This window comes from Janthinobacterium aestuarii, from assembly GCF_051380835.1.
In the GTDB taxonomy this organism is placed as follows: domain Bacteria; phylum Pseudomonadota; class Gammaproteobacteria; order Burkholderiales; family Burkholderiaceae_D; genus Janthinobacterium; species Janthinobacterium aestuarii.
Genome location: NZ_JBNYXU010000004.1, coordinates 225,692 through 250,424 on the forward strand (window position 1 = coordinate 225,692; position 24,733 = coordinate 250,424).

Sequence of the window (24,733 nt, forward strand, 5' to 3'; positions counted from 1 at the left end):
TGGGGTAGATTTCTGATATGCCCGCCACCTGTCAATACCGGACATTCCCGCAAAACCCTTGAAATTAACTTTAATAAAACAATATGAAGCCATGGTTTTCTGACGCTAAACCTGTCTCAATGCTGAATGCAGAGCTTTGCTTTCTCTTGAAAGAAGAATTCTATTTTGGTCCAGACAGGCACGCCGGCCTTGATTTGTCAAAATTGACACAGCGGCTTAAGCTACCTTCATTTCAAAGGTCTAAACCATCAATGGTCCGTACGGCTGAGCTTGATGGACGAGAGGGCGAGTTATTTGCTTACTACAAACAGGTAGTGGAATTGGCTAACCATCATGGATTGCCATTCAACTCCATCCGCCATTACTTCTGGGTGCGATTGTGGATGTGGAATAGTGAAGAAGATGTGCTTGTTTCTTTTCCTTGGTATGATACTTATTCGGAGGTATCGTGGTTCTTAAAAGCCTTGCTGTCAGTTGAGTCTGGAGAAGTGGATTACGATATTGACGAGGGTTGGGCAATGGAGGTCGAAGCTTATGAAGGCCACGTTTACATCCGACAAATGGATCCCGATTCTCAGCTGACGCATGTTTGTATCCGCGTTCCCAGAGCTGAGCTTGTACTGCAAGTGCAACAATTAATGGCGCGCTCGACCAACTCAATCATGTTGCTTACTGAGGCGATGGGAGAGGATGTCTGGACCTCATATGTTCGTTCGGAGCCTGTCTTTATGGGAACGCCTGCGATCTCGAAAAGGCGAAGTTGATGAATATAAAATGTAGTAATCGTGATCTGATCTGACAGTTACATGGAAGTTCACCTGCGCAGCCGACGATGTCTCGCTGTCGATCAATCCGCAACAGCGCCTGTTCATGCATTGGACTGGAAGCGCTGGCAGCCTGACTTTCGCGCCGTTTAACGCCCGCTTAATCCGCATGGGCCACAATGGCCGTCCCTCGACGATCCTGAAAGCGCCCATGCTGTCCCTGCAAATCGGTCCCCTGGCCCTGCCCACGGGCCTCGTCCTGCTGTTCGTTTCCCTGTGCGTCGCCTACGGTGTGGCGTGGTGGCTGCGCAGATCCTGCCAGTTGCCGGACGCCGGCCCCCTCGTTTCCGACATGCTGATCGCCGGCCTGCTGGCGGCGCGGCTGGCATTCGTCTTGCGCTGGCACGAGCAGTACCTGGCGGCGCCCTGGTCCATCATCAATATCCGCGATGGCGGCTTCCTCGCACCGGCCGGCATCGCGGCCGCGCTGGCCATCGCCGCGTGGCGCTGCCGGCGTACCGCCATGGCGGCCATGCGCCGTCCGCTGGCCATCAGCGTGGCGGCCGGCGCGCTGGCCTGGGGCATGTTGAGCGCTGGGATCTCGCTGGCCTACGACAAGCCGACAGCCTTGCCGGCCGTGGCCCTGCATGCGCTCGACGGTGCGCCAACGGCCCTGGCCGCGCTGGCCGGCGGCAAGCCGCTGGTGGTGAACCTGTGGGCCAGCTGGTGTCCGCCATGCCGGCGCGAGATGCCCGTGCTGGCCGCCGCGCAGCAGGCGCGCGCCGATATCGTCTTCGTGTATGCGAACCAGCGCGAGGATGCGGCGGCGGCTGGCGCTTTCCTGGACAGGAGCGGCGTGACCCTGCGCAATGTGGTGCTCGACAGCGAGGCGGCGCTGGGCAAGGCGGCCGGTTCCTCGGCCCTGCCCACTACCCTGTTTTATGACGCGCGTGGGCGCCTGGTCGATACGCACCTGGGCGAATTGTCCGATGCCTCGCTGGCCAGCAAGCTGCAAAAGATCGCGCCTGCTCCTTGAGGCGGGCATGCCTTGTCGATGTAGCGTGGTGCTTTCTGATAGCATACCCCCCTATAGTATTTATCAGGGTGGAATCATGGGACACACGGCGCACAACAAGACGAAGCTGCTCAATCGCGTGAAGCGTATTCGGGGGCAGGTGGAAGGCCTGGAGCGGAGCCTGGAAGAGGGGCGCGACTGCGGCGAAGTGCTGCAGCTGATCGCCGCCGTGCGCGGCGCCGTCAATGGCCTGATGGCCGAAGTCATCGAAGAACACTTGCGAGAGCACGTGGCCAGTCCCGATATCTCCGGCGACGAGCGGGCCAGGGGCGCCGACGACATCGCGGGCATCCTGCGCACCTACCTCAAATAAGGAGAACGTCATGAAAACGCAATCCCCCGGCGAAGACCTCTCCGCCTGGCAGCACGAACACGTTTTTGACAGCAGCAATGGCAAGGCCGAACGCCGCGCGCGCACCGTCATGTGGATCACGCTGGCCACCATGGTGCTGGAAATCGTCGCCGGCTGGTGGTACAACTCCATGGCCCTGCTGGCCGATGGCTGGCATATGAGTTCGCACGCGTTGGCCATCGGCCTGGCCGCGTTTGCGTATGCGGCCGCGCGCCGCTATGCGCGCGACCCCCGCTTTGCCTTCGGCACGTGGAAGATCGAAGTGCTGGCCGGCTACACGAGCGCCATCCTGCTGCTGGGCGTGGCCGTGCTGATGGTCGTGGCCTCGCTCGAGCGCCTGTTCTCGCCGCAACCCATCCACTATCCGCAGGCGATGGCGGTGGCGGCCTTCGGCCTGTTGGTCAACCTCGTGTGCGCGCTGATCCTCGGCGGGCACCATGACCACCACCATGGACATGGGCACGATCATCACGGTCATCACGGTCATCACGATCATCACGGCCACCATGGCCACCATGGCCATGGCGAAGACCTGAACATGAAGGCCGCGTACATCCACGTGTTGGCGGACGCCGCCACGTCCGTGCTGGCCATCGTCGCGCTGGGCGGCGCTTGGGCTTACGGCTGGCAATGGCTCGATCCCGTGATGGGTATCGCGGGCGCCGTGCTGGTGGCCCTGTGGGCGAAAAAGCTGATGCAGGAGACGGGCAAGGTCTTGCTGGACCGCGAGATGGACCATCCCGTGGTGGATGAAATCCGCGAGGCCGTGGAAGTGGAAAGCGCCGGCGATACGCCGCGCATCGTCGACCTGCACGTGTGGCGAGTCGGCAAGCAGCTGTATTCGTGCGCCTTGTCCGTCGTCAGCCGCGATGCCGCATTGACGGCCGCCGAGCTGCGTGCGCGCATCGGCATTCACGAGGAAATCGTCCACAGCACCATCGAGATTATTCGCCGGCCTTGACAATGATGGTGAAACAAGCCCGCTGATGCGGGGCGTAGGCAGTATAATGTCGGCTTTTACAGCACGCGCTGTTCACCAGACAGAGAAGAAAATGAGCACATTACCACCATGCCCGCAATGCAAATCCGAATTCACGTACGAAGACGGCAGCCAGTTGATCTGCCCTGAATGCGCGCATGAATGGTCGGCCACGGCCGGCGAAGCGGTGGAAGAGGGCGCCAAGGTGTACCGCGATTCGGCCGGCAACATCCTGCAGGACGGCGACACGGTCAGCGTCATCAAGGACTTGAAATTGAAGGGCGGCGGCGGTGTCGTCAAGATGGGCACCAAGGTCAAGAACATCCGCCTGGTCGACAGCGACCACGATATCGACTGCAAGATCGACGGTTTCGGTTCCATGAGCCTGAAAACGGAATTCGTCAAGAAGGTCTAAAGCTTTTACCCGTAACACGGCGCGCCGGTTTCATTCCTGCGCGCCGTTTTTTTATTCAGACGCCATGCAAATCGATACCATCCGCCAGCGCCTGCGCGCCCTGGGCGCCAAGCCTCTGCACGAACAGCGCGTGCTGCGCGACTGGATACAGGGGCAGCCGCACGACCAGGGCCGGCGCCGCGCCGAGGATTTTTTGCCGCTGCCCGTGCGCGAGGCCTTGCCCGCGCTCGATCTCGAATTGCAGGGCATGCTGAAGCTGCTCAGCACCCATCCGGGCGCCGACGGTTCCGCGCGCCTGCTGGTGGGGTTGCACGATGGCCAGACGGTGGAAAGCGTGCTGCTGCCGCGCGATGGCTTGTGCGTATCGAGCCAGGTTGGTTGCGCCGTGGGCTGCCAGTTCTGCATGACGGGCCGCGACGGCTTGATCCGGCAAGTGAGCAGCGGAGAAATTGTCGCCCAGGTGGTACTGGCGCGCACCCTGCGCCCCGTAAAAAAAGTCGTCTTCATGGGCATGGGCGAGCCGGCGCATAACCTGAACAATGTGATGGAAGCGATCGAGCTGCTGGGCACCGAGGGCAATATCGGCCACAAGAACCTCGTGTTCTCCACGGTGGGCGACCCGCGCGCCTTCGAGCGCCTGCCGCAAGGCAGGGTCAAGCCGGCGCTGGCCCTGTCGCTGCACACGACCAAGCCGGCGCTGCGCGAACAGCTGCTGCCGCGCGCGCCCAGGCTGTCGCCGCGCGAACTGGTGGCGTTCGGCGAAACGTATGCGCGCCTGACCGGCTACCCGGTGCAGTACCAGTGGACCCTGATGGAAGGCGTCAACGATGGCGACGACGAGATGGATGGCATCGTCGCGCTCTTGCAGGGAAAATATGCGGTGCTCAACATGATCCCGTATAACACCATAGCCGACTTGCCGTTCAAGCGCCCCAGCTGGGAAAAGGCGCGCGCCATTGCCGCCGCCCTGCACGCGCGCGGCGTGCTGACCAAATTGCGCGATTCGGCCGGGCAGGATGTGGAGGGCGGCTGCGGCCAGTTACGGGCGCGCGAAGCGAAGGGCAAGGTCATCCCCATCCGCGCCTGCGTGACGGCGTAGGCCGATTAGCGGAGCGTAATCCGACATTCGTGCATACGCCAACAATGGTGTCGGCTCACACCCCGCCCAGCAAATCGTTTTCATTCAAGATCGCAAACGCGATCTCGGGGTGCGCGGCCAGGCAGCGCCGCACGGCGGCCGGAATGGCGGCGCGCGTCTTGCGGCACAGGCCGGGCCGCTCCAGCAGGCGGATCTGGAAGCCGCGCACGGTGCGCACTTCGCCGCTGCCCGGCGTAATCTGCAATTCCACGCCCAGGTTTTTCTGCAACAGCAGTTGCAGCTTTTGCAGTTGGGCATAGGTGGCGATGTCCTCGATGTGCGCCAGCAGGCGCTTTTCTTCCGTCAGGTTCAGGCGCAGGATGGACAGGTCCGCCTGCGCATCGCCGAGCAGGCGCTCGCGCTCGCAGTCGCACAACTGCGGCGGACACTCCTTGCGGACTTCAAAGTCGACGATACGCATGTACGGCTTCCAATGGCGATTCCGGATAAATCAAGTATCGTCCGGCACCTGGCGCATGTCAATCAGCGCGGGCTGGCGATCAGGCGCCACAGGATCGGCCCCCATTCTGGCACACAATCGTGCGCGGCCTTGACCGCGTGTCTTGGCGCGCGTGCCGCCCTGTGTTGTAATGTTGATCATCCCGACTGAGCACGCAAGGCCATGAGAACCCGCATCAAGATCTGCTGCATCGCTTCCATCGACGAAGCGCAACTGGCCATTGCCGCCGGCGCCGACGCGCTGGGCCTGGTGGCGGCCATGCCGTCCGGCCCCGGCCCGATTCCAGACGCGCGCATCGCACAGATCGCCGCCTGGACGCCGCCGCCCGTGGCCACGTTCCTGCTGACGTCCGAGACGACGGCGCAAGCCATCGCCGAACACGTGCGCGCCACGCAGCCATCGACCGTGCAGATCGTCGGCCATATCGACCCGGGCGAGGTCGAGGAACTGGCGCGCTTGCTGCCGCACGTGCGGCGCGTGCAGGTGATCCACGTGGAGGGGCCGGAGGCGCTGGACCTGATTCCCGCCTACGCGCCCCACGTCCATGCTTTCCTGCTCGACTCGGGGCGTCCCGGCGCGGTGGTGCCGGAACTGGGCGGCACGGGCCGCACGCACGACTGGTCCGTCAGCGCGCGTTTCGTGCGCGCCAGCCCCCGTCCCGTTTTCCTGGCCGGTGGGCTGGACGACACCAATGTGATGGAAGCGCTGCGCCAGGTGCGCCCCTACGGCATCGACCTGTGTTCGCGCGTGCGCACGGATGGCCAGCTCGATGTCATGAAGCTGGCCTTGCTGATGGCGGCCGTGCGCGACGTCGATGCGGCGCTGTATGCGGAAGGCTAGAGTGTATTCATCTCGCGCACGAACGCTTCCGTAAACGCGGCCACCATGCCGCTGGCCGCGCGCGGCGAGATCAGGCCGACGGCGGAGTGCGATTCCTCGTCCGGCAGCGCGATGAAACGCACGCCGGGCGGCGCCACCAGGCGCATGCTGTCGGGGACGATGGCGATGCCCATGTTGGCCTCGATCAGGTTCAGCTGCGACGTCTTGCGCGACAGGGCGCGCGCCGCCTTCGGAAAGAAACCCTGCGCCAGGCACAGGCCCGCCACCAGGTAGCTGAGGCCTCCGCGGTCCTTGTGCGGGATCGAGACGAACGCTTCGTCGCGCAGGGCGGCAATCGTCGTGCGTTCCAGTGCGGCCAGCGACGACGCCGCCGAGACGGCCACCACCAGCTTTTCCGCAAACAGTTCGCGCACGACGATGTTGGCGTGCTTGCGCAAGGTGGGCAGGCGCACGAGGCCCAGGTCGGCGCGGCCTTCCTCGATGTCGGCAGCCTGGTTTTCCGACGATCCCTTCGACACATCGAGAGAAACGCCGGGGAACTGCGCCAGCAGGCGGTTCAGCACGGCGCCGATGGCGGGCGTGAGGGTGACGGAGCTTGAATGCAGCAGGCGGATGATGCCTTGCGCGCCTTGTCCCACGTGGCGCGTCTGGCGCACGGTTTCGTCGATGTCGTCGAGGATGCGCCTGGCCCGCTCATAAAAGACCTGTCCTGCGGGCGTGCGCTCGATATGGCGTGCGTCGCGCGTGAGCAGCAGGGCTTGTACCTCGCCCTCGAGCTCCTTGATTTGCCGGCTCAGGGCCGACTGCGCGATGTACAACTTTTCCGCCGCGCGCGAGTAGCTGCCCGCATCGACGACTTCGACAAAGTAGCGGAACTGTCTGATGGAAATCAATCGTATGCCTTTTCGAGATCGGAGACTGCCTGATTTGATATTGGCCCGGCCCCGCCGTTCGCGCTACAGTGGCCTGGTCTGCTATCACTGCAAAGGAAAGGCCATGCTGGAATTGATCGGGGTGCTGGGACTGCTCGTCAGTATTATCGTAAAACTGATTTTCGTCCAGATCGGCGGAGCTGATGACGGTAAAGAGGATTGATAGGGATTCAACCCAACAGCGTAAAGCTGGGGTCAGTTCCTTCGGAATCGGAATACGGTCTATCAGACCGTATTCCCCCGCCGGGCCTGCCCCCGGATTGTCGCCAACATGGCCACGAAATTTTGCGGTGTCCCCACTGCTTGCAAATGACAACTCAATACTGCCCCATCCCACTCAATCAATTGTAAACCTGCCCACTTGAGCGCCGCCTCGCGCGCCGTCCACGCCTGCGCCAGCGCCAATGGGCGCTGCGCATCGGGGCAGGCGGCCAGTTCCTCGGCCACCTGCGGCCCCAGATAATCGCGCGCCAGATGGAACCAGTCGGCAATGTCCTGCACGCGCATCACGTCGATGCCGACAGGACCATGCAGGCCGATGGCGGCCAGCGAGAGTCCCTCGTCATGGCTGAACGACAGGCTGGCCGCCCGTCCGGCCAGCAGCAAGCGGGGAGGGGCGCCCGGCGTTGACGCCACCGAAATCGCTTCGATATTTAACTTCAACCACTGCGCCGCCGCCTCGCGCACGGCGGCGCGGATGCACAGGCGCGCTTCGGCGCGCGGCAGGACGGCGGCGATGCCGATCACCAGCACGCCGTCTCCTGACAAGAGCACCGTAGAGTCCATCAGCTACGATCAGTTGCGCAAAGGCGCGGCCGGGCAGCCCGCCCAGTTGCTGCCGGCGGGGATGTGCTCGCCCTTCATCACGAGGGTCAATGGTCCCAGGCGCGCATTGTCGCCCACCTTGGCGCTGTACAGCACGGAGCTGCGCGGGCCCATGTAGACGCGCTGGCCGATGTCCACGCGGTCGATCTTCATCACGCGGTCTTCGAACAAATGCGTTTGCGGGCAGGTGAGGGCGTTCAGTTCGCTGTAGTCGCCGATGTGCACGCAGTCGAATTCCGTGATGTCCGTCGTGTCCATGTAGACGCCGCGGCCGATCTTGCAGCCGAACAGCCGGAAGGCCAGCGGCAGCCACGGCGTGCCGCGCAGGTAGCGCATGAAGTTGGGCACGGCGATGCCTTCATACAGATTGGTCACGCCTTCCGAAATCCACACGAACGGCGTCCACATGGGCGCCGCATGCTTGCGGTAGCGTCCCAGCAGCAGCCACTTGAACAGCACGACCACCAGGAAATTGCCGATGCCGTAGGCCAGGCCGGCAATCGCCAGGTCGCTCACCACTTCGCCCCAGCGTCCCGCGCCCGCGATCGGCATCACGTCCAGCACGAGGGTGTAGCCGACGGCGATCACCACGGCGTGCGGCGCGACGATGCGGAACGCTTCAATCAGGCTGCGGCCCAGGCGGCGCAACAGCGATGGCTTGAACGTCAGGTGTTCGGCAAAGCCGCTGACCTGTTCGCGTGCGGGCAAATGCATGGGCGGGGAGCCGAGCCAGGTATCGCCGCTGTGCATCTGTTCATTGCGCGGCGCATGCGTGTGCACGCCGATCAGCACGTGTTCGGGCAGCACGGTGCCGTCCGGGATATAGCTGCCGTTGCCGACGAAGCTGCGGTGCGAGACGACGGTGGGGCGCATGGTCATCCAGCCGCCGTCGATCTGCTCGTCGCCCAGCATGACGGCGTCGGCGATGAAAGTGTCGTCGCCCAGGGTCAGCATGTCTGGCACCACGCCCAGGGCCGTGGAAATTTCGGCGCCCTTGCCCACCTTGGCGCCCAGCAGGCGGTACCAGTACGGCGCGTACACGGTGGCGTAGATGCCGTGCAGGACGTTTAGGCTCGATTCCTGGATATGGCTGACCAGCCACTTGGCGCAATAGATATTGCTGTGCACGGGCGAGCTGCCCGGTTTCAAGCGGGGCAGCGCGCCCCAGCGGATGGCGGCCGACAGCAGGGCGGTGAGCACGATCAGCACGGCGCTGGCGGGGAAGGCCAGCAGGAAGTAGCGGGCCAGCTGGGTCGTCACGTCGCGGCCCTGCAGCCACGGCATCATTTCGCGCTCGTCGAACCAGTCGATCAGCACGAAGCTGGGGAAGACGGGCATGAAGAACAGCACGGCGATCAAGACCATGCCGAAGCAGAAGAACACGGTTTCGCTTGTCAGGCGCAGGCGCGAGACGGCGGGGCGCGGCGGGTGGCTGGCAGGGTCGAACGCGCCAATGTCGCGCGCGGGCGACCCCGTGTACACGCGCCCGGCCGGTACCGCGGCGCCATCGGCCAGCGCGGACTGGCCTTCCAGGTGACCAAACGCGCCCACCGTGGTATTGCCCTCCAAAATCGCATAAGAGCTGATGCAGGCATCGCCGCCGATGTCGATCCGGCCCAGCAGCAAACGACCCCGCTCGACCCGGGCGTTTTCAAAGTTGACGGCATTGCCCACGCTGACGTTGTCGCCGATGGACAGCAGGTCGGGCGCGCGCAGGGTCATCGAGCCGATGACGACTTCCTTGCCCACTTTGGCGCCGAGCGCACGCAGCCACCAGCTGTTCAGGGACGAGCCGCTGAGCAGGTAGGCGGGCGCCGATTCGACCAGGCGGTCGGCCAGCCACCAGCGGTAGTAGGTGACACCCCACAGCGGATAGCTGCCCGGTTTCAAGCGTCCGGCGATCAGCCACTTGCCGCCGATCGCAATGGCAAATTCGGCCAGGGTCGCCAGCAGGAACACGGCGATCGAGGCGGCGATGGCGCGCGGCACGGTGTCGCCCGTGTCGCCCGTGAAGAAGTGGTAGGTGAAGAAGGGCGCCATCCACTGCGCCATGCGCAGGGTGACGAGACCCGGCACGGCCGCCGCCTGCGCCGCGCCGCAGGTCCAGCGCTTCAGGGGCGACGGCGGCGTCCATTGCGCTTCCGGCGTGGCCAGCGCGGGCGCCTCATTGAGCACGGCGGCGATCTTGCCGATCTGCCGGTTCTGGTAAATATCGCGCACCGTCATGTGGGCGTAGGCCGGGTCGGCGCGCAGGGCGGACGCCAGGCGCGCGGCCAGGAAGGAGTGGCCACCGAGGTCGCTGAAAAAGTCCAGCTGGCGCAAAATCGCCTGGCCCGGGAACAGTTTGGCCAGCGCCGCGAACAGGGCCGCTTCGGCCGGCGTTTCCGGCACGTCTGACTCTCCCGCTTCGCCCGGCGGCGCGGACAGGGGCATGGCCTTCAACGCCTTCCGGTCGATCTTGCCCGAGGTCAGGCGCGGCATCAGCGGCAGCAATTCAAAACGGCCGGGCACCATATACGGCGGCAAGTGCAGGTTCAAGGCCGCGCGCAGGGTTTTCGCGGCCAGGGCGTCGGCCTGCATATCGTCGCTGCCGACGATGTAGGCCACCAGTTGGTCGATGCCGTCATCCTTGCGCAGCAAGACGGCCACCGTGCCCACGCCCGGTTGCTGCGCCAGCACGGCTTCGATCTCGCCCAGTTCCACGCGGAAGCCGCGGATTTTCACCTGGTCGTCGGCGCGGCCCAGGCACAGGACCTGGCCGTCGGCATCGATGCGGGCCAGGTCGCCCGTGCGGTACAGGCGCGCGTCGTCGGGGCCCGTGCTCCAGGGATTGGGCAGGAATTTTTCCACCGTCAGGTCGGGCCGGCCCAGGTAGCCCTCTGCCAGGCCGGGGCCGATGATGCACAGCTCGCCCGTTTCGCCGCGCGCCAGCAAAGTCAAGGGACGGTTTTCTCCCGGTTCTGCCACCTGCAGCACCAGCAAGCCGTAGTTGGGCAGCGGCGTGCCGATGGTCACCGGTTCGCCGGGCCGCAGGCGCGCCAGGCTGCACGAGACGGTCGCCTCCGTGGGACCATAGGTGTTGAACATGGCGCGGCCCGGGCGCGACCAGCGCTCGACCAGCGATTCCGGGCACATCTCGCCGCCCAGGTTGATCAGGCGCAGGCTCGGCACTTCCTCGGCAAACAGGGCCAGCAAGGTCGGCACGGCGTGCAGCACCGTGACTTGATTGTCGGCCAGCGCGCGCGGCAAGGCTTCCGGGTCGCCCGAAATCTCCTTGGGTCCCAGCCACAGGGTGGCGCCTACCAGGTAGGCGATCCAGATTTCCTCGAACGACATGTCGAAGGCGACGGAAAAGCCCTGGTAGACGGTGTCGGCTTGCGTCACTTCCAGCACGGCGTTTTCGCTGCGCAGGAAGTGGCAGATGCTGCGCTGGTTGATCAATATGCCCTTGGGCTTGCCCGTGGAGCCGGACGTGTAGATCACGTAGGCCGGATGTTCGGGCAGCACGGTGCCGCGCGCGGGCAGCAGTTCGCCCGGTGCGGCGGGGGCCAGCAGGCTTTCCGCCGTCCACACGGGACGGCCAAGTCCTGCTTCTTCTAGGCGCGGCGCGAACTGCGCGCAGCTGACGACACCAAAGCCATTGGCATCATCGAGGCACACTTGCAGGCGCTCGACGGGCGTGTCTTCATCGACAGGCAGCCAGGCGGCGCCCGCCTTGGCGATGGCTGCCTGCATCAGCAGCAGATGGGCGCCGCGCGGCAGCCACAGGCCCACGATGTCGCCGGGCTTGACGCCGGCCGCCACCAGGCGCGACGCGGCCAAGCTGGCTTGCGCATCGAGTTGCGCATACGTGATGCGGCGCGCGCCGTCGATCAGGGCGATTTGTTGCGGGCAGCGGCGGGCCGTCGCTTCCAGCAGGTCGGCCAGCACTTCCTCGCGCTGCAGATCCGGTCGCGGCGGGCCGTACAGGATGTCGGCGTGGGTGGAAGGGATGCCTGGTCTGACTGCGGTGAAATCGTTCATGGATGACGCTTATCTGTAATGCGGAGTGAGGAATCTGATGGGCTGCGCATGTCGCGCGGCACAGTTGATACATTACAGTACGCAAGACATTTCAGCGTTGCAGATCGGGGAATTTTGTGAAGCTTTCAGCAATTTTTGGGCCGCAGGATCAACTGCCATGATTACGGAATGTAAATCGCGGAAACATGGCGCCGATTTGCGCCAAAGTCGTCGCCGCCGGATAGCCGTGCAGGGGGCGGCCGGACAGCGCCGCGTCCGCGCAGCCTTCGGCGCGGAACTGCTGCAGCACGTAGTTGTCGACGCCTTTCGCGGCCAGGGTGGCAGCCAGGGCCAGCAACTGCTCGTCCGGCAGCAGGTCGGGGTGGGTGGTGGTGCGGCATTCGTAGGCCACGCCGCTGGCAAGGATGGCATCGAGGCAGGCGCGCGCCGGGTCGCCGCTGCCGGCCACGCGGGTCACATGACGATAGTCGGCGAACGGCGCCTTGATGTCGAAGCCGACCCAGTCGGCCAGGGGCAGCACTTCCCGCAGGCGCTGCGGATAGATGCAGGCCGTGTGCAGGCCGATGCCGAAACCCAGTGCCCTGACGTCCTGCATGGCGCGCGCCAGCGCAGGATCCATGCATGCTTCGCCGCCGCTGAAGACGACGGCGTCAACCAGGCCCACGCGGCGGCGCAGCCAGGTCAGTACGTCCTGCCAGGGCATGGCGCTTTCCGGCGTGCGCGCCTGCAAGTGCGGGTTGTGGCAATAGCCGCAGCGCCAGGGGCAGCCCTGCACGAACACCACGGCCGCCAGCTTGCCCGGGTAGTCGGTGGCGGAAAAGGGCGTCAGGCCGCCCACTTTCAGTTCAGCCGCCATGGCATGCGGGCTGGCCAACCCGGGCGCTCGCTTCCGTAAAATACTGGCGCTCGTGGAATTCGCCCTGCTTGCCGATGTTGAACGAGGCGACGGGGCGGTGGTAGCCCATCACGCGCGTCCAGATTTCGCAGCGCTGGCGTTCCGTATCGAGCAGGGTGATGGCGGGGGTGAAGTCGGGACGTGCGTTCATGGTGTTTCCTTGAGTGGGTGAGCGAGATCGGACTGCTTGCGGGCGATCAGTTCCGCGTCGCAGGTGGGACAGAATTCATGTTTGCCGGCCAGGTAGCCGTGGCGCGGGCAGATGGAAAAGGTGGGCGTGACGGTGATGTAGGGCAGCGAAAAGCGGCTCAGCGCGCGTTTCACCAGCTCGCGGCAGGCGTTCGCGTCGGACAGCGCTTCCGTCATGTACAGGTGCAGCACCGTGCCGCCCGTGTACTTGCGCTGCAGCGCGTCCTGCAATTCCAGCGCTTCGAACGGGTCGTCCGTATGGCCGACGGGCAGCTGCGACGAATTCGTGTAGTACGGATTGTCGACGGTGCCTGCCTGCAGGATGGCGGGATAGCGCTTGCGGTCTTCGCGGGCGAAGCGGTAGGTCGTGCCTTCGGCCGGTGTCGCTTCCAGGTTGTACATATGGCCCGTCTCTTCCTGGAACTGCACCATGCGGGCGCGCACGTGGTCGAGCAGGCGCACGGCCAGCGCATGGCCTTCCGGCGCCGTGATGTCGTAAGCGTCGCCGCTGAAGTTGCGGATCATCTCGTTGATGCCGTTCACGCCCAGGGTGGAAAAGTGATTGCGCAAGGTGCCCAGATAGCGTTTCGTGTACGGGAACAGGCCTTGCTGCATCAGTTCCTCGATGGTGCGGCGCTTGATTTCCAGGCTGGTCTTGCCCAGCTCCAGCAGGCGGTCCAGGTCGGCCATCAGCGCTGGCTCGTCGCCGCGCCACAAGTGGCCCAGGCGCGCGCAGTTGATCGTCACCACGCCCAGGGAACCCGTCTGCTCGGCGGAACCGAACAGGCCATTGCCCCGTTTGAGCAGCTCGCGCAAGTCCAGCTGCAAGCGGCAGCACATGGAGCGGATCATGTTCGGCTTGAGTTCCGAATTGATGAAGTTCTGGAAGTAGGGCAGGCCGTAGCGGGCCGTCATCTCGAACAGGCGTTCCGCGTTGTCGCTGTGCCAGTCGAAATCCTCGGTGATGTTATAGGTGGGGATGGGGAAGGTGAAGACTCTGCCCTTGGCGTCGCCCGCCATCATGATCTCGATATAGGCGCGGTTGATCATGTCCATCTCCGCCTGCAGCTCGCCATAGCTGAAGTCCATCTCCTGGCCGGCAATGACGGGAATCTGCTCGCGCAAATCGTCCGGGCAGACCCAGTCGAAAGTGAGGTTGGTGAACGGCGTCTGCGTACCCCAGCGCGATGGCACGTTGAGGTTGAAGATCAGCTCCTGCATGTACTGGCGCACGTCTTCGTAGCGCAGGCTGTCCTTGCGGATGTAGGGCGCCATATAGGTGTCGAAGGAACTGAACGCCTGCGCGCCGGCCCACTCGTTTTGCAGGGTGCCGAGGAAATTGACGATCTGGCCAATGGCGCTCGACATGTGTTTCGGCGGGCCCGATTCGATCTTGCCCGGCACGCCATTCAAGCCTTCGTGCAGCAGGGTGCGCAGCGACCAGCCGGCGCAATAGCCGGCCAGCATGTCGAGATCGTGGATGTGCAGCGCCGCTTCGCGGTGCGCCGCGCCCACTTCCGGCGGATACACCTGGTCCAGCCAGTAGTTGGCGATGACCTTGCCCGACACGTTGAGTATCAGGCCGCCCAGCGAGTAACCCTGGTTGGCGTTGGCGTTGACACGCCAGTCGCGCCGGTCCAGGTATTCATTGATGGACGCGGCGACGTCGACCTGGCCGCGTGTGGGGGAAACTGCATTTGTCGTCATGAAACCTCCAATAAACACAACATACGGTGTTTTTATGGAGATTAATCACTAAATATAGTGACGTCAAAGGGTGCGTGCAGTTGCGTGCCGAATCCTTGATGCAGGTGAAGAAAGCGCGTCAGCGGCTTTTTTTCACGCGGCCCAGGCGCGGGATGAAGCAGCTCAGGCCAAAGTACATGGCGCCGCAGACGGCGATGCTGACGATGGAGGCGGGCAGCACGTGCGCCCAGATTTCCCGTGCCGAGAAGGTGCTCCAGCTGGCCACGCGCGCGTCGAACGTGACGTAGTTCGCCAGCAGCCAGTAGATGGCCAGCAGGCCTGTGCAGATGGCGGCCTGGCGCAGCACGGGCATGGCGCGGCGCGCGAAGACGGCTTGCAGGAACAGCAGCAGCACGCCGGCCCAGACGCCCAGCGCCTCGGGCGAGAGCACGGAGAGCGCCCCGGCGTCGTAGCTGTCGGCGGGCGATGCCCACTGTATTTGCAGCACGGTGAGGAATAGGGTGAGCAGGAATAGCAGCAGCGGTTTGCGGGGCATGGCAGGCAATCGGTGAGGGAGAAAAGTGGGGCATTTTACAGCCAGGTCAAGCAAGTTGAACGCGCGCCAGCCATGCATGCATTCCTTCACCTGCGTCAAGGACTGGGCGGTATGGGCGGGGCTATAGTCTGCACCCTGAGCCGATACAGGACTGTGAACACCATGATGCTTGAATCAACCACCGCCACCCGCGTGGCCGGACCGCTGGAACTGGTCTGCCCCGCCGGCAGCCTGCCTGCCCTGAAGGCGGCCATCGACAATGGCGCCGACACCGTCTACCTGGGTTTTCGCGACGCCACCAATGCGCGCAATTTCGCCGGCCTCAATTTCGACGAGAAGGCCATCGCCGAGGGCGTGCGCTACGCCCATCAATATGGACGCAAGGTGCTGCTGGCGCTGAACACCTATCCGCAGCCGCACAACTGGGCCGTGTGGCGCAGCGCCATCGACCGCGCCGCGCAGGCCGGCATCGACGCCATGATCGTGGCCGATCCCGGCCTGATGGCGTATGCAAGCGAGCACCACCCGCAGCTGCGTTTGCACCTGTCCGTGCAGGGCTCGGCCACCAACTATGAAGCCATCAATTTTTACCATGAACACTTCGGCATCGCCCGCGCCGTGCTGCCGCGCGTGCTGTCGATGGCGCAGGTCGAGCAATTGATCGCCAAGACGGAAGTCGAGATCGAGGTCTTCGGCTTCGGCAGCCTGTGCGTGATGGTCGAAGGACGCTGCGCGCTGTCGTCGTATGCGACGGGCGAGGCGCCGAACACGCATGGCGTGTGCTCGCCGGCGAAATCCGTGCGCTGGCTGGAAACGCCGAACGGCCTCGAATCGCGCCTGAACGGCGTGCTGATCGACCGCTACGCACCGGGCGAAAACGCCAGCTATCCGACCCTGTGCAAGGGACGTTTCGAAGTCAACGACGAAGAGTATTACGCGATCGAGGAGCCGGCCAGCCTGAATACGCTGGCGCTGCTGCCGCAGCTGATCGCCATGGGCGTGCGCGCCGTGAAGATCGAAGGACGCCAGCGCAGCCCGGCCTACGTGGCGCAGGTGACGCGCGTGTGGCGCGAAGCGATCGACGCCTGCCGCGAAGGCAATGCGCGTTACGCCGTCAAGCCGGCCTGGATGGCGTCCATGGACAAGCTGGCCGAAGGCCAGCAGCACACCCTCGGCGCTTACCATAGATCTTGGAAATAGCAAAACCTACTGCGCGTCCCGGGGCGTGGCCTGCGATGCTCGCTGTGCTCTAGCACAGCTGCGCTTCTCGGCCTCGCCGCGAACCGCTCGCTACGGTTTTGTCAACTAAAAAATAATGGAAAAGACATGTTAAAACTCTCTTTGGGCCCCTTGCTCTACTACTGGCCGCGCGCCACCGTTTTCGAGTTTTACCAGCAGATCGCCACGACGGCCGTCGATATCGTGTACCTGGGCGAAACCGTCTGCTCGCGCCGGCACGAGGTGCGCCTGGCCGACTGGCTCGATATCGCCGACATGCTGGCCGCTGCCGGCAAGGAAGTGGTGCTGTCGACGCAGGCGCTGATCGAGGCGGGCGCGGAACTGGCGACCCTGCGCCGCATCACGGGCAATGGCCGCTACGGCGTCGAGGCGAACGACATGGGCGCCGTGCACTGCATGGAAAAGGGCACGTCCTTCGTCGCCGGCCCCCATTTGAACCTGTTCAACGGTCCCAGTTTGCAACTGCTGGCGCGCCTGGGCGCGCGGCGCTGGGTGATGCCGCTGGAAATGGGACAGACGGCGCTGGCCGAGATGCAGCGCCAGAAACCGGAAGGGCTGGAGACGGAGGTCTTCGCCTACGGCCGCATGCCGCTGGCGTTTTCCGCGCGCTGCTTCACGGCGCGCAACCGCAACCTGCCGAAGGACGATTGCGGCTACAGCTGCCTGGAAGAGCCGGACGGCCTGCTGCTGCGCACGCGCGATGAAGTGCCGTTCCTCGTGTTGAATGGCACGCAGACGCAGTCGGCCCTCGTCTACAACCTGGTGCGCGAACTCGACGCCATGCGCGACATGGGCGTGTCCGTGGCGCGCATCAGCCCGCAGGCCATGCATACGGAACAAGTCATCGCCATCTTCGACCGCGCCCGCCGCGGCCAGATCAGCGGCATCGGCGCCCAGGCCCAGCTGGCGGCCTGCCAGCCGGCCGGCGCCTGCGATGGCTACTGGCACGGCCAACCCGGCATGGAACAGCACCAGCACGCCGCCCATTGAACGCATCGAAAGGAAGCACATGCAAGATCAACTGGAAAGATTGCCCGTCCCCGCCAAGCCCGGTATGAGCAAGCCCGCCGTGTCGTACCGGCTGCCCGAACCGCTGGCCGAATTGCTGTCCAAGCTGCCGCCGTATCCCGCCTCCTGGCTGTTCGTGCAAGGCTTGAACCGCCTGCTGGCGCCGCAATTGCCCGACGACGTGCGAAGCAGCCTGGAAGGGCGCAGCCTGCGCCTGCGGCTGCTGGACGCGGGCATCGCCTTCGATTTCGAGTGGCAGGGAACGGTGTTCGTGGCCGAGCGCTATGTCGACGTGCCGGACCTGTGCATCGCCGCCAGCGTGCATGATTTGATGCTGCTGGCGCGGCGCCAGGAAGATCCGGACACCCTGTTCTTCAGCCGCCGTTTGAGCCTGGAAGGCGATACGGAGCTGGGCTTGCTGTTCAAGAATACGCTCGATGCCATCGAGCTGCCGCCGTTCGACCTGCAGGCGCTGGGACCGCGCCGCGTGCTGGCGCATTTGCGCGACCGGGGCGCGCGGGGAGGGTAAGTTGGGAGCTGGCGGGCTTCAATGGCGGCAGTGGCCGCAGGCGCCGCTGCACGAGGCCAGCTGCTCTTCATCCGTCGCTTCGCCCATGAAGCCGGCGTCGTTGACGGCGGCCAGCAGGCGTTCCTGCGTGGCCAGGCGTTCGTCGAATTGCACCGTGGCGCCGTGGCGCGCCAGCGAGACGCAGACGGTCGCCACGCCCGTGACGGCTTCAAGCGCGCCCGTCAGCCTGTCGGCGCAGCCTTCGTGATCCATTCCAATGATATTCAAGCGCGCTGTCTGCATGGGTTCCTCTTGTTTTTCAGATAAAAAAAGAGCGTAGGCGAGGGGCAACATGCCGTCCAGAGCCGCACGCAAGATTTATTTTCTATTTGCGGTTTAATTGATCTGGATTAATTCCAACCGCTGCTGGCCAGCCTGAAAGTGCTGTTGTTTTATACACAGTTGCCGTATTCCAGTCGACAAGCGTACTCTGCTGCGCGATACTGTCATTCTGATAAGAACGCTGATGAAAGCGCTGGAAAGGAGGGGCCATGCAGCGCCGCCCCCTGCTCAAGCTTGCCGCCCTGTGGCCGTTGGGCGCGGTCGCCGCCGGCAAGTCGCCGCCGCTGCCGCTCGTGTATCCGCGCCACCAGGCGATCGATGATCCGCAGCAAGGCTATGTGACGGCCCTGCTGCTGCAGGCGCTGGCCCGTTCGGGCCAGGCCTATGCCTTGCGCCGCTCCGCGCTGCGCATGGTGCAGACGCGCGCCATGCAGGAGATCGCCACGGCGTCGGGCAGCGTCGACGTCGTCTGGACGATGACGAGCCGCGCGCGCGAAACGCAATTGGTGCCGGTGCGCATCCCCATCGACCGCGGCCTGATCGGCTGGAGAGTGGCCCTGATCCGGGCGCGCCAGCCACAGCTGCTGCGCGACGTGCGCAGCATCGCCGCCCTGGCGCAGCTGTCGGCCGGGCAGATGAGCGACTGGCCCGATTCCGCCATCCTGCAGGCGAACGGCTTGCGCCTCAATACCTCGAGCACCTATGAAGGCCTGTTCCAGCAACTGGCGGCGGGGCGCATCGACTACTTTCCCCGTTCCGTGATCGAGGCGCAAAGCGAGCTGGCCAGCCATGCGCAATTGCCGCTGGCGCTCGATACTCATCTGGTCATTCGCTACCCGGCCGCGCTGTACTTTTTTGTCGGCAAGCACCGGCCGGAACTGGCGCGCCATATTGAAATCGGGTTGGAGAAAATGCTGGCCGATGGCAGTTTCGCGCAGCTGTTCCAGCGCCATTTCGGCCGCTTCGCCGATGGTTTGCATCTGTCCCGGCGCCACGTGCTGGAGCTGGCCAATCCCTACCTGCCCGAAGAGACGCCGCTGGCGCGCAAAGCACTCTGGTATCGTCCAAAACATTACTAATAGTTTTATTGATCAGTGTCAAACAGGCGCTTCAATCGTGCGCCCGATGTTTGATGAAACGCAAAGCGAGTTCAACAGAACACCTGTTGACACTTATAAAATTTTCGCCGAATATAATTCCACGTTGCAACACTTTTGCAATACGTTCCCAGCACAAGCGGTGATACGCCGGTGCCGTGCGGGATCCGTGCGCCCGTTCAACAGCCAGCTGTCGCCAGCCGCCGAACGCTCTGTTCCCTTGTAACCATCCGTTATCTTTTCGAAGGTTTACCCATGCTCGAGTCGATCACGTCGGTATTGCACCAGGTGCCGGAACTGGCCCTGTTCCTGGCGTTGGCGCTCGGTTACGCGGTAGGGCAGATACGCTTCGGTCCCATCCAGCTGGGCGGCGTGTGCGGCACCCTGATCGCCGCGCTGCTGATCGGCCAGCTGGGCATCGGCCTGGACGCCAGCGTCAAGAACGTTTTTTTCATGCTGTTCATCTTTGCCCTCGGTTATGCGGGCGGTCCCCAGTTCTTTGCCAACCTCAACGCCAAGGGTTTGCGCCTGGGCTTGTTGTGTCTGATCGAAGTGGTGGTGGTGCTGGCGCTGGTGCTGCTGGCCACGCGTTTCCTGGGCCTGGACCAGGGCACGGCGGCCGGCATGATGGCGGGCGCGGCGACGGAATCGGCCGTCGTCGGCACGGCCACGGACGCGATCTCGAAACTGGCGCTGCCGGCCGCCCGCATCGCCGAGCTGCAGGCCAACGTCGTCACCGCGTATTCGATCACGTATATCTTCGGCCTGATCGCCATCGTCATCGCCACCAGCCAGATTTTTCCGCTGCTGCTGCGCGTCAACCTGCGCGAGGAAGCCGATAAATTGTGGGAAAAGATGGGCGGCGCGCAGACCGATGGCGACGGCGTGCAGGCGACGCCGGAAATGGTGGGCCGCGCCTACCGCATCAGCCGCGGCGCGGGACGCCGTCTCGACGCCTTGCAGCATATTTTCGCGGGCCGCGCCAGCATCACGCGCGTGCGTCGGCATGGCAAGGTATTGCCCTTGGAATCCGCACTGCGCCTGCGCAACAACGACGAAGTACTGGTGATCGGCCACCGTCCCGCGCTGGTGGCGGCCGAAGCCATCCTGGGCGAAGAATTTGCCGATACGACGGGCTTGAACATGGCGGTTTCCGCCGTCGAAGTGGTGCTGCAGCAAGCATCGCTGGTCGGCCAGCCGCTGCGCCAGCTGGCCTTGCCTTCGGGCGTGCACGTGGCGGCCGTCGTCCGTGGCGAGCACAGCATGCCGCCGCTGCCGGACCTTGCATTGCAGCGCGACGACGTGCTGCGCCTGTACGGCACGACGGAAGGTCGTGAGCTGAACACGGCGCTGGCCGCCATCGGCAAGCGCGTGCCCACGGGCGACCGCAGCAATATCGTCTACGCCAGCATCGGCATCGTGCTCGGCGTGGTCATCGGCGGCTTCAGTGCCAAGCTGGGCGGCATCCCGTTTTCGCTGGGCACGGGCGGCGGCGCCTTGCTGACGGGCCTCGTGTTCGGCTGGTACCAGGCGCGCACACCGGGCATGCCGGGCATACACCCCAGCGCGCTCGACATGATGAAGGATATCGGCCTGGCCACCTTCATCGCCTGCGTGGGCCTGGCGTCGGGGCCGCAGGCGATCGATCTGATCCGCCAGTACGGCCTGTCGCTGCCGCTGATGGGCGTGCTGATCGCCGTCATCCCCGCTTCGCTGTCGCTGCTGGTGGGGCACTTTTTCCTCAAGCTGGAAGCGCCCGTGCTCCTGGGCGCCATCGCCGGCCAGCAGTGCAGCACGCCGGCCCTGTCCGCCGTGCAGAACGCGGCCGGCAATTCCACGCCCTTGCTGGGCTACACGATTACCTATGCCATCTCGAACGTGGTGCTGCCCCTGTTGGGGCCGCTGATCGTGGCCCTGGCCGGCTCGGTGCACGCATGAGCAGCCTGCAAGAGCACAGGCAGTAAAGAATTCCTTCAACACGAAAGGCGGTCCGCATGGAATGGTTGCATGAGTTATTCAAGAAGTCGCCCGAAATTGCCTTGTTTCTCTCCCTGGCAGTGGGCTACTACATCGGCAAGATCAAGTTCGGCTCGTTCCAGCTGGGCGGGGTAGCCGGTTCATTGCTGGTGGCGGTACTCGTCAGCCAGGTGGGCGTCGCCATCGATCCTGGCGTCAAGTCGGTGCTGTTCGCGCTGTTCATTTATGCGGTCGGCTATGAAAGCGGACCGCAGTTCTTCAATTCGCTGGGGCGCCAGTCCGTGCGCGAAATCATCCTGGCCGTCGTGCTGGCCGTGACGGCGCTGCTGACGGTGGTCATCCTGGCCAAGATGTTCGACCTGGACAAGGGCCTGGCGGCCGGCGTGGCGGCGGGCGGCTTGACGCAGTCGGCCATCATCGGCACGGCCGGCGACGCGATCACCAAGCTGGGCCTGGCGGCCGACGAAGTGGCGCGCTTGCAGGGTAATGTGGCCGTCGGCTATGCCGTCACCTATGTGTTCGGCTCGTTTGGCGCCATCATCGTTTGCGTCAACATCTTGCCGAAACTGATGGGTCGCACCATCCGCGAAGATGCGATCAAGGCGGAAACGGCGCTGCAGGCGGGCGTGCAAGTACTGGGGCCGGGCCAGACGCCGGCCGCACCGGACTTGATCGGCCGCATCTATGAAGTGGGCCCCGGTGCCGGGCGTTCCGTGGAGGAGATCGAAAGCGCCCATCCGAACACGGCCATCACCATCGAGCGCGTGAAACGCAATGGCCAGATCATCGACGTCAGCCCCGACCTGATGCTGGCGGCCGACGATATCGTGCTGCTGGTGGGCCGGCGCGAAGCGATGCTCAGCGTGTCTTCCCAGCTGGGCAAGGAATTGCTTGCTGTCGAAGGCATGGAACTGGTGATGCAGCGCCGCGACATGGTGTTGACCAACAAGGCTTACCACAACAAGACGGTGGGTGAAATCCGCAGCGCGACGGCGCCGGGCGTGCGTCACGGCATCTTTGTCGTGCAGCTGAGCCGCATGGGCAAGATCTTGCCCATGCAGGCGGAAACCGTCGTGCAGACGGGCGACGTGGTAACCATTTATGGCGCCGAGCAGGACGTCAAGCGCGTGGCGGCCGAAGTGGGCTACATGATCGTGCCGAGCGCCAAGACGGACTTCGTCTACATGGGCGCCGGCCTCGTCGTCGGCCTGCTCGTGGGCTTGCTGGTGGCGCGCATCGGCTCGATTCCGCTGACCCTGGGCAGCGGCGGCGGTGTTCTGCTGTCGGGCCTGGTATTCGGCTGGTTCCGCGCCAAGCGCCAGACGTTCGGCTACATGCCCAGCGGCGCCGTGCAAATCCTCAAGGATCTGGGCCTGGCCGGCTTCGTTGCCGTCGTCGGCCTCACGTCCGGCCTGCAAGCCGTGCAAACCGTGCGCGAACATGGCCTGACCCTGTTCGGTGTCGGCGTGGTGGTGACCATCCTGCCGATGATTTTGACCATGCTGATCGGCCGCTACATCTTGCGTTATGACAACGTGGCCGTGTTTGCGGGCGCCTTGTCCGGCTCGCGCAGCGCCAATCCCGCGTTCGGCGAAGTGCTGAACGCGGCGCAAAACTCGATTCCCACCGTACCGTTTGCCATCACGTATGCCTTGGCCAACGTTTTCCTGACCTTGCTGGGGCCGCTCATCGTGGCCTTCGTTTGAGTCTGCAAGAACCCTGCACATTGTCTGTCTAAAGGAGTAGCACACATGGATTTCAGTAACCCAAGCAAACTCGCCCTGTTGAGCCCATTCGAATTGAAGGATGCGCTGATCCAGACGGCCAAGCAAAGCAACCGTTTGATGCTCAATGCGGGCCGCGGCAACCCGAATTTCCTGGCCACCACGCCACGCCACGGTTTCTTCCAGTTCGGCCAGTTCGCCATGATGGAAGCGGAACGTTCCTATGTGTACATGGACGACGTGGGCGGTTTCCCCACGCGCGACGGCATCGAGGCGCGCTTTGAAATCTTCGTGCGCAAGCACGAGGGCAACCCGGGCGTGCACTTCATCGAGGCGGCCGTGTCGTATGTGCGCGACCAGCTGGGCTTGAGCGCGGGCGACTTCCTGTACGAGATGTGCGAAGCCATCCTCGGCTGCAACTATCCCGTGCCGGACCGCATGCTGCGCCTGTCCGAGAAAATCGTCGGCCAGTATATCCACCGCGAAATGGTGGGCGACCATCCCTTCGTCGGCAACTTCGACATGTACGCCGTCGAAGGCGGCACGGCCGCCATGACGTATCTGTTCGCCAGCCTGAAATCGAACCACATCATCCAGGAAGGCGACACGATCGCCCTGGGCATGCCGATCTTTACGCCGTACATCGAAATTCCCCAGCTGAACGATTACAAGCTGAACACCGTGCACATCGATGCGCCGCAATCGAACAACTGGCAATTCACGAAGAAGGAACTGGACAAGTTGCTTGACCCGAAAGTAAAAGCTTTCTTCCTCGTCAACCCCAGCAATCCGCCTTCCGTCAAGATCGATGACGAGACCCTGGAATACATCGCCAAGATCATCAAGAAGCGCCCGGACCTGATCATTTTGACCGATGATGTGTACGGCACTTTTGCCGACAATTTCGTCTCGCTGTTCGCCATTTGCCCGTTCAACACCATCCTCGTGTATTCGTTCTCGAAATATTTCGGCGCGACGGGCTGGCGCATGGGCGTGGTGGCCACGCATGAAGACAACGTGCTCGACGCCAAGATTGCCAAGTTGCCGGAAACTATCAAGAAGCAGCTCGATGCGCGCTATCACTCGATCACGACGGAACCGCGGGAACTGAAATTCATCGACCGCCTGGTGGCCGACAGCCGCACCGTGGCGCTGAACCACACGGCCGGCCTGTCCACGCCCGTGCAGGCGCAGATGACCTTGTTCTCGCTGTTCTCGCTGATGGATGAAGAGCAAAAGTACAAGCAGTCGATGAAGCGCATCGTGCTGCGCCGCAAGGAAGCGCTGTACCGCGAACTGGGCTTGCCGATGGTGCATGACGCCAATTCCGTGCGCTATTACCACTTGCTGGACATGGAATCGCTGGCCGCGCAAATGCATGGCGTGGAGTTTTCGCAGTGGCTGCTGAAAAAGCTCAAACCGAATGAAGCGCTGTTCCGTCTGGCCGAGGAAACGGGCGTCATCCTGCTGCCGGGCCGCGGCTTCGGCACCACGCATCCATCGGGCCGCGTATCGCTGGCCAACCTGAACGAATACGACTACGCCAACATCGGCCGCGCCATCCGCAACATGGCGTCCGAGTTCTTTGCCGTGTTTGAAAAGGAAAAAGAGAAGGGCGGCAAAAAGGCCAAGAAATAACTAGCTTGGTAGAGGCTTGACCGCAACGGGCGCCCCGCAAGAGGCGCCCGTTTTCATGTGCCAGTCCAGGT

23 protein-coding genes are annotated in these 24,733 nt (G+C 63.8%); 14 read left to right on the forward strand and 9 right to left on the reverse strand.

Features of this window, described 5'->3' with window-relative positions; genetic code table 11:
• Positions 1-83: 83 nt before the first annotated feature.
• The 6 genes from ACQ4WO_RS13315 to ACQ4WO_RS13340 all read left to right on the forward strand — a co-directional run bounded on the left by ACQ4WO_RS13315 (position 84) and on the right by ACQ4WO_RS13340 (position 4,684).
• A complete protein-coding gene (locus ACQ4WO_RS13315; RefSeq protein WP_436481847.1) occupies positions 84-764 on the forward strand; it encodes a hypothetical protein in 681 nt (226 codons plus the stop codon).
• 211 nt (positions 765-975) lie between these two features.
• Positions 976-1,800 carry a TlpA family protein disulfide reductase gene (locus ACQ4WO_RS13320; RefSeq protein ID WP_436481848.1) on the forward strand — a complete coding sequence of 275 codons (825 nt, stop codon included), beginning with the start codon at positions 976-978 and terminating at the stop codon, positions 1,798-1,800.
• A 76-nt stretch (positions 1,801-1,876) separates the two neighbouring features.
• Positions 1,877-2,152, forward strand: coding sequence for a metal/formaldehyde-sensitive transcriptional repressor (locus tag ACQ4WO_RS13325; RefSeq protein ID WP_151094243.1), 276 nt, complete (start codon positions 1,877-1,879; stop codon positions 2,150-2,152).
• 10 nt (positions 2,153-2,162) lie between these two features.
• Complete coding sequence (gene dmeF, locus ACQ4WO_RS13330) at positions 2,163-3,152, forward strand: CDF family Co(II)/Ni(II) efflux transporter DmeF (RefSeq protein WP_436481849.1); 990 nt, start codon at positions 2,163-2,165, stop codon at positions 3,150-3,152.
• 91 nt (positions 3,153-3,243) lie between these two features.
• Positions 3,244-3,585: a zinc ribbon domain-containing protein YjdM gene (locus ACQ4WO_RS13335; protein WP_034756972.1), complete on the forward strand. Its 342-nt coding sequence runs from the start codon at positions 3,244-3,246 to the stop codon at positions 3,583-3,585.
• Between the two features lie 64 nt (positions 3,586-3,649).
• Positions 3,650-4,684, forward strand: coding sequence for an RNA methyltransferase (locus tag ACQ4WO_RS13340; RefSeq protein WP_436481850.1), 1,035 nt, complete (start codon positions 3,650-3,652; stop codon positions 4,682-4,684).
• A 55-nt stretch (positions 4,685-4,739) separates the two neighbouring features.
• Here ACQ4WO_RS13340 and ACQ4WO_RS13345 read toward each other — a convergent pair whose 3' ends face one another.
• Positions 4,740-5,144 (reverse strand): hypothetical protein, encoded by a 405-nt coding sequence (locus ACQ4WO_RS13345; RefSeq protein WP_436481851.1) that lies wholly within the window; start codon positions 5,142-5,144, stop codon positions 4,740-4,742.
• A gap of 201 nt (positions 5,145-5,345) precedes the next feature.
• On the opposite strand from ACQ4WO_RS13345, the gene ACQ4WO_RS13350 reads away from it, so the two are divergent.
• A complete protein-coding gene (locus ACQ4WO_RS13350) occupies positions 5,346-6,023 on the forward strand; it encodes a phosphoribosylanthranilate isomerase (protein ID WP_436481852.1) in 678 nt (225 codons plus the stop codon).
• Here the strand turns inward: ACQ4WO_RS13350 and ACQ4WO_RS13355 are convergent.
• The 7 genes from ACQ4WO_RS13355 to ACQ4WO_RS13385 all read right to left on the reverse strand — a co-directional run bounded on the left by ACQ4WO_RS13355 (position 6,020) and on the right by ACQ4WO_RS13385 (position 15,129).
• On the reverse strand, positions 6,020-6,916 hold the full coding sequence (locus tag ACQ4WO_RS13355; RefSeq protein WP_436481853.1) for a LysR family transcriptional regulator: 897 nt from the start codon (positions 6,914-6,916) through the stop codon (positions 6,020-6,022). The genes ACQ4WO_RS13350 and ACQ4WO_RS13355 overlap by 4 nt on opposite strands.
• Before the next feature lie 264 nt (positions 6,917-7,180).
• Complete coding sequence (locus tag ACQ4WO_RS13360; protein ID WP_436481854.1) at positions 7,181-7,729, reverse strand: 4'-phosphopantetheinyl transferase family protein; 549 nt, start codon at positions 7,727-7,729, stop codon at positions 7,181-7,183.
• Between the two features lie 21 nt (positions 7,730-7,750).
• Complete coding sequence (locus ACQ4WO_RS13365; protein WP_436481855.1) at positions 7,751-11,803, reverse strand: Pls/PosA family non-ribosomal peptide synthetase; 4,053 nt, start codon at positions 11,801-11,803, stop codon at positions 7,751-7,753.
• A 148-nt stretch (positions 11,804-11,951) separates the two neighbouring features.
• Entirely contained in the window at positions 11,952-12,659 is a 708-nt protein-coding gene (locus tag ACQ4WO_RS13370) for an anaerobic ribonucleoside-triphosphate reductase activating protein (RefSeq protein ID WP_436481856.1), read from the reverse strand.
• Positions 12,649-12,849 carry an anaerobic ribonucleoside-triphosphate reductase gene (nrdD, locus tag ACQ4WO_RS13375; protein ID WP_092712624.1) on the reverse strand — a complete coding sequence of 67 codons (201 nt, stop codon included), beginning with the start codon at positions 12,847-12,849 and terminating at the stop codon, positions 12,649-12,651. Before nrdD ends, ACQ4WO_RS13370 begins: the two co-directional genes overlap by 11 nt.
• Positions 12,846-14,594 carry a ribonucleoside triphosphate reductase gene (locus ACQ4WO_RS13380; protein WP_436481857.1) on the reverse strand — a complete coding sequence of 583 codons (1,749 nt, stop codon included), beginning with the start codon at positions 14,592-14,594 and terminating at the stop codon, positions 12,846-12,848. The genes nrdD and ACQ4WO_RS13380 overlap by 4 nt, the downstream gene beginning before the upstream one ends.
• Positions 14,595-14,712: 118 nt before the next feature.
• Complete coding sequence (locus ACQ4WO_RS13385; RefSeq protein ID WP_436481858.1) at positions 14,713-15,129, reverse strand: hypothetical protein; 417 nt, start codon at positions 15,127-15,129, stop codon at positions 14,713-14,715.
• Between the two features lie 162 nt (positions 15,130-15,291).
• Here ACQ4WO_RS13385 and ubiU point away from each other — a divergent pair, with 162 nt between their 5' ends.
• The 3 genes from ubiU to ubiT all read left to right on the forward strand — a co-directional run bounded on the left by ubiU (position 15,292) and on the right by ubiT (position 17,905).
• Positions 15,292-16,329: a ubiquinone anaerobic biosynthesis protein UbiU gene (ubiU, locus tag ACQ4WO_RS13390; protein ID WP_413774577.1), complete on the forward strand. Its 1,038-nt coding sequence runs from the start codon at positions 15,292-15,294 to the stop codon at positions 16,327-16,329.
• Between the two features lie 126 nt (positions 16,330-16,455).
• Positions 16,456-17,358, forward strand: coding sequence for a ubiquinone anaerobic biosynthesis protein UbiV (gene ubiV, locus ACQ4WO_RS13395; RefSeq protein ID WP_436481859.1), 903 nt, complete (start codon positions 16,456-16,458; stop codon positions 17,356-17,358).
• Between the two features lie 19 nt (positions 17,359-17,377).
• On the forward strand, positions 17,378-17,905 hold the full coding sequence (gene ubiT / locus ACQ4WO_RS13400) for a ubiquinone anaerobic biosynthesis accessory factor UbiT (protein WP_436481860.1): 528 nt from the start codon (positions 17,378-17,380) through the stop codon (positions 17,903-17,905).
• 18 nt (positions 17,906-17,923) lie between these two features.
• Here the strand turns inward: ubiT and ACQ4WO_RS13405 are convergent, their stop codons facing one another.
• Positions 17,924-18,187: a heavy-metal-associated domain-containing protein gene (locus ACQ4WO_RS13405; protein ID WP_077402408.1), complete on the reverse strand. Its 264-nt coding sequence runs from the start codon at positions 18,185-18,187 to the stop codon at positions 17,924-17,926.
• Between the two features lie 248 nt (positions 18,188-18,435).
• Between ACQ4WO_RS13405 and ACQ4WO_RS13410 the strand changes: the two genes are divergently transcribed.
• From ACQ4WO_RS13410 to ACQ4WO_RS13425, 4 genes are all read left to right on the forward strand, one after another.
• The gene (locus tag ACQ4WO_RS13410; RefSeq protein ID WP_436481861.1) at positions 18,436-19,305 is read left to right on the forward strand and encodes a substrate-binding periplasmic protein; all 870 of its coding nucleotides are present in this window, start codon (positions 18,436-18,438) and stop codon (positions 19,303-19,305) included.
• Positions 19,306-19,578: 273 nt separating this feature from the next.
• Positions 19,579-21,261, forward strand: coding sequence for an aspartate-alanine antiporter (gene aspT / locus ACQ4WO_RS13415; protein WP_436481862.1), 1,683 nt, complete (start codon positions 19,579-19,581; stop codon positions 21,259-21,261).
• A 56-nt stretch (positions 21,262-21,317) separates the two neighbouring features.
• Positions 21,318-23,006, forward strand: a complete 1,689-nt coding sequence (gene aspT / locus ACQ4WO_RS13420; RefSeq protein ID WP_436481863.1) for an aspartate-alanine antiporter — start codon at positions 21,318-21,320, stop codon at positions 23,004-23,006.
• Positions 23,007-23,051: 45 nt separating this feature from the next.
• The gene (locus tag ACQ4WO_RS13425; RefSeq protein ID WP_436481864.1) at positions 23,052-24,662 is read left to right on the forward strand and encodes a bifunctional aspartate transaminase/aspartate 4-decarboxylase; all 1,611 of its coding nucleotides are present in this window, start codon (positions 23,052-23,054) and stop codon (positions 24,660-24,662) included.
• The last annotated feature ends 71 nt before the right edge of the window (positions 24,663-24,733 follow it).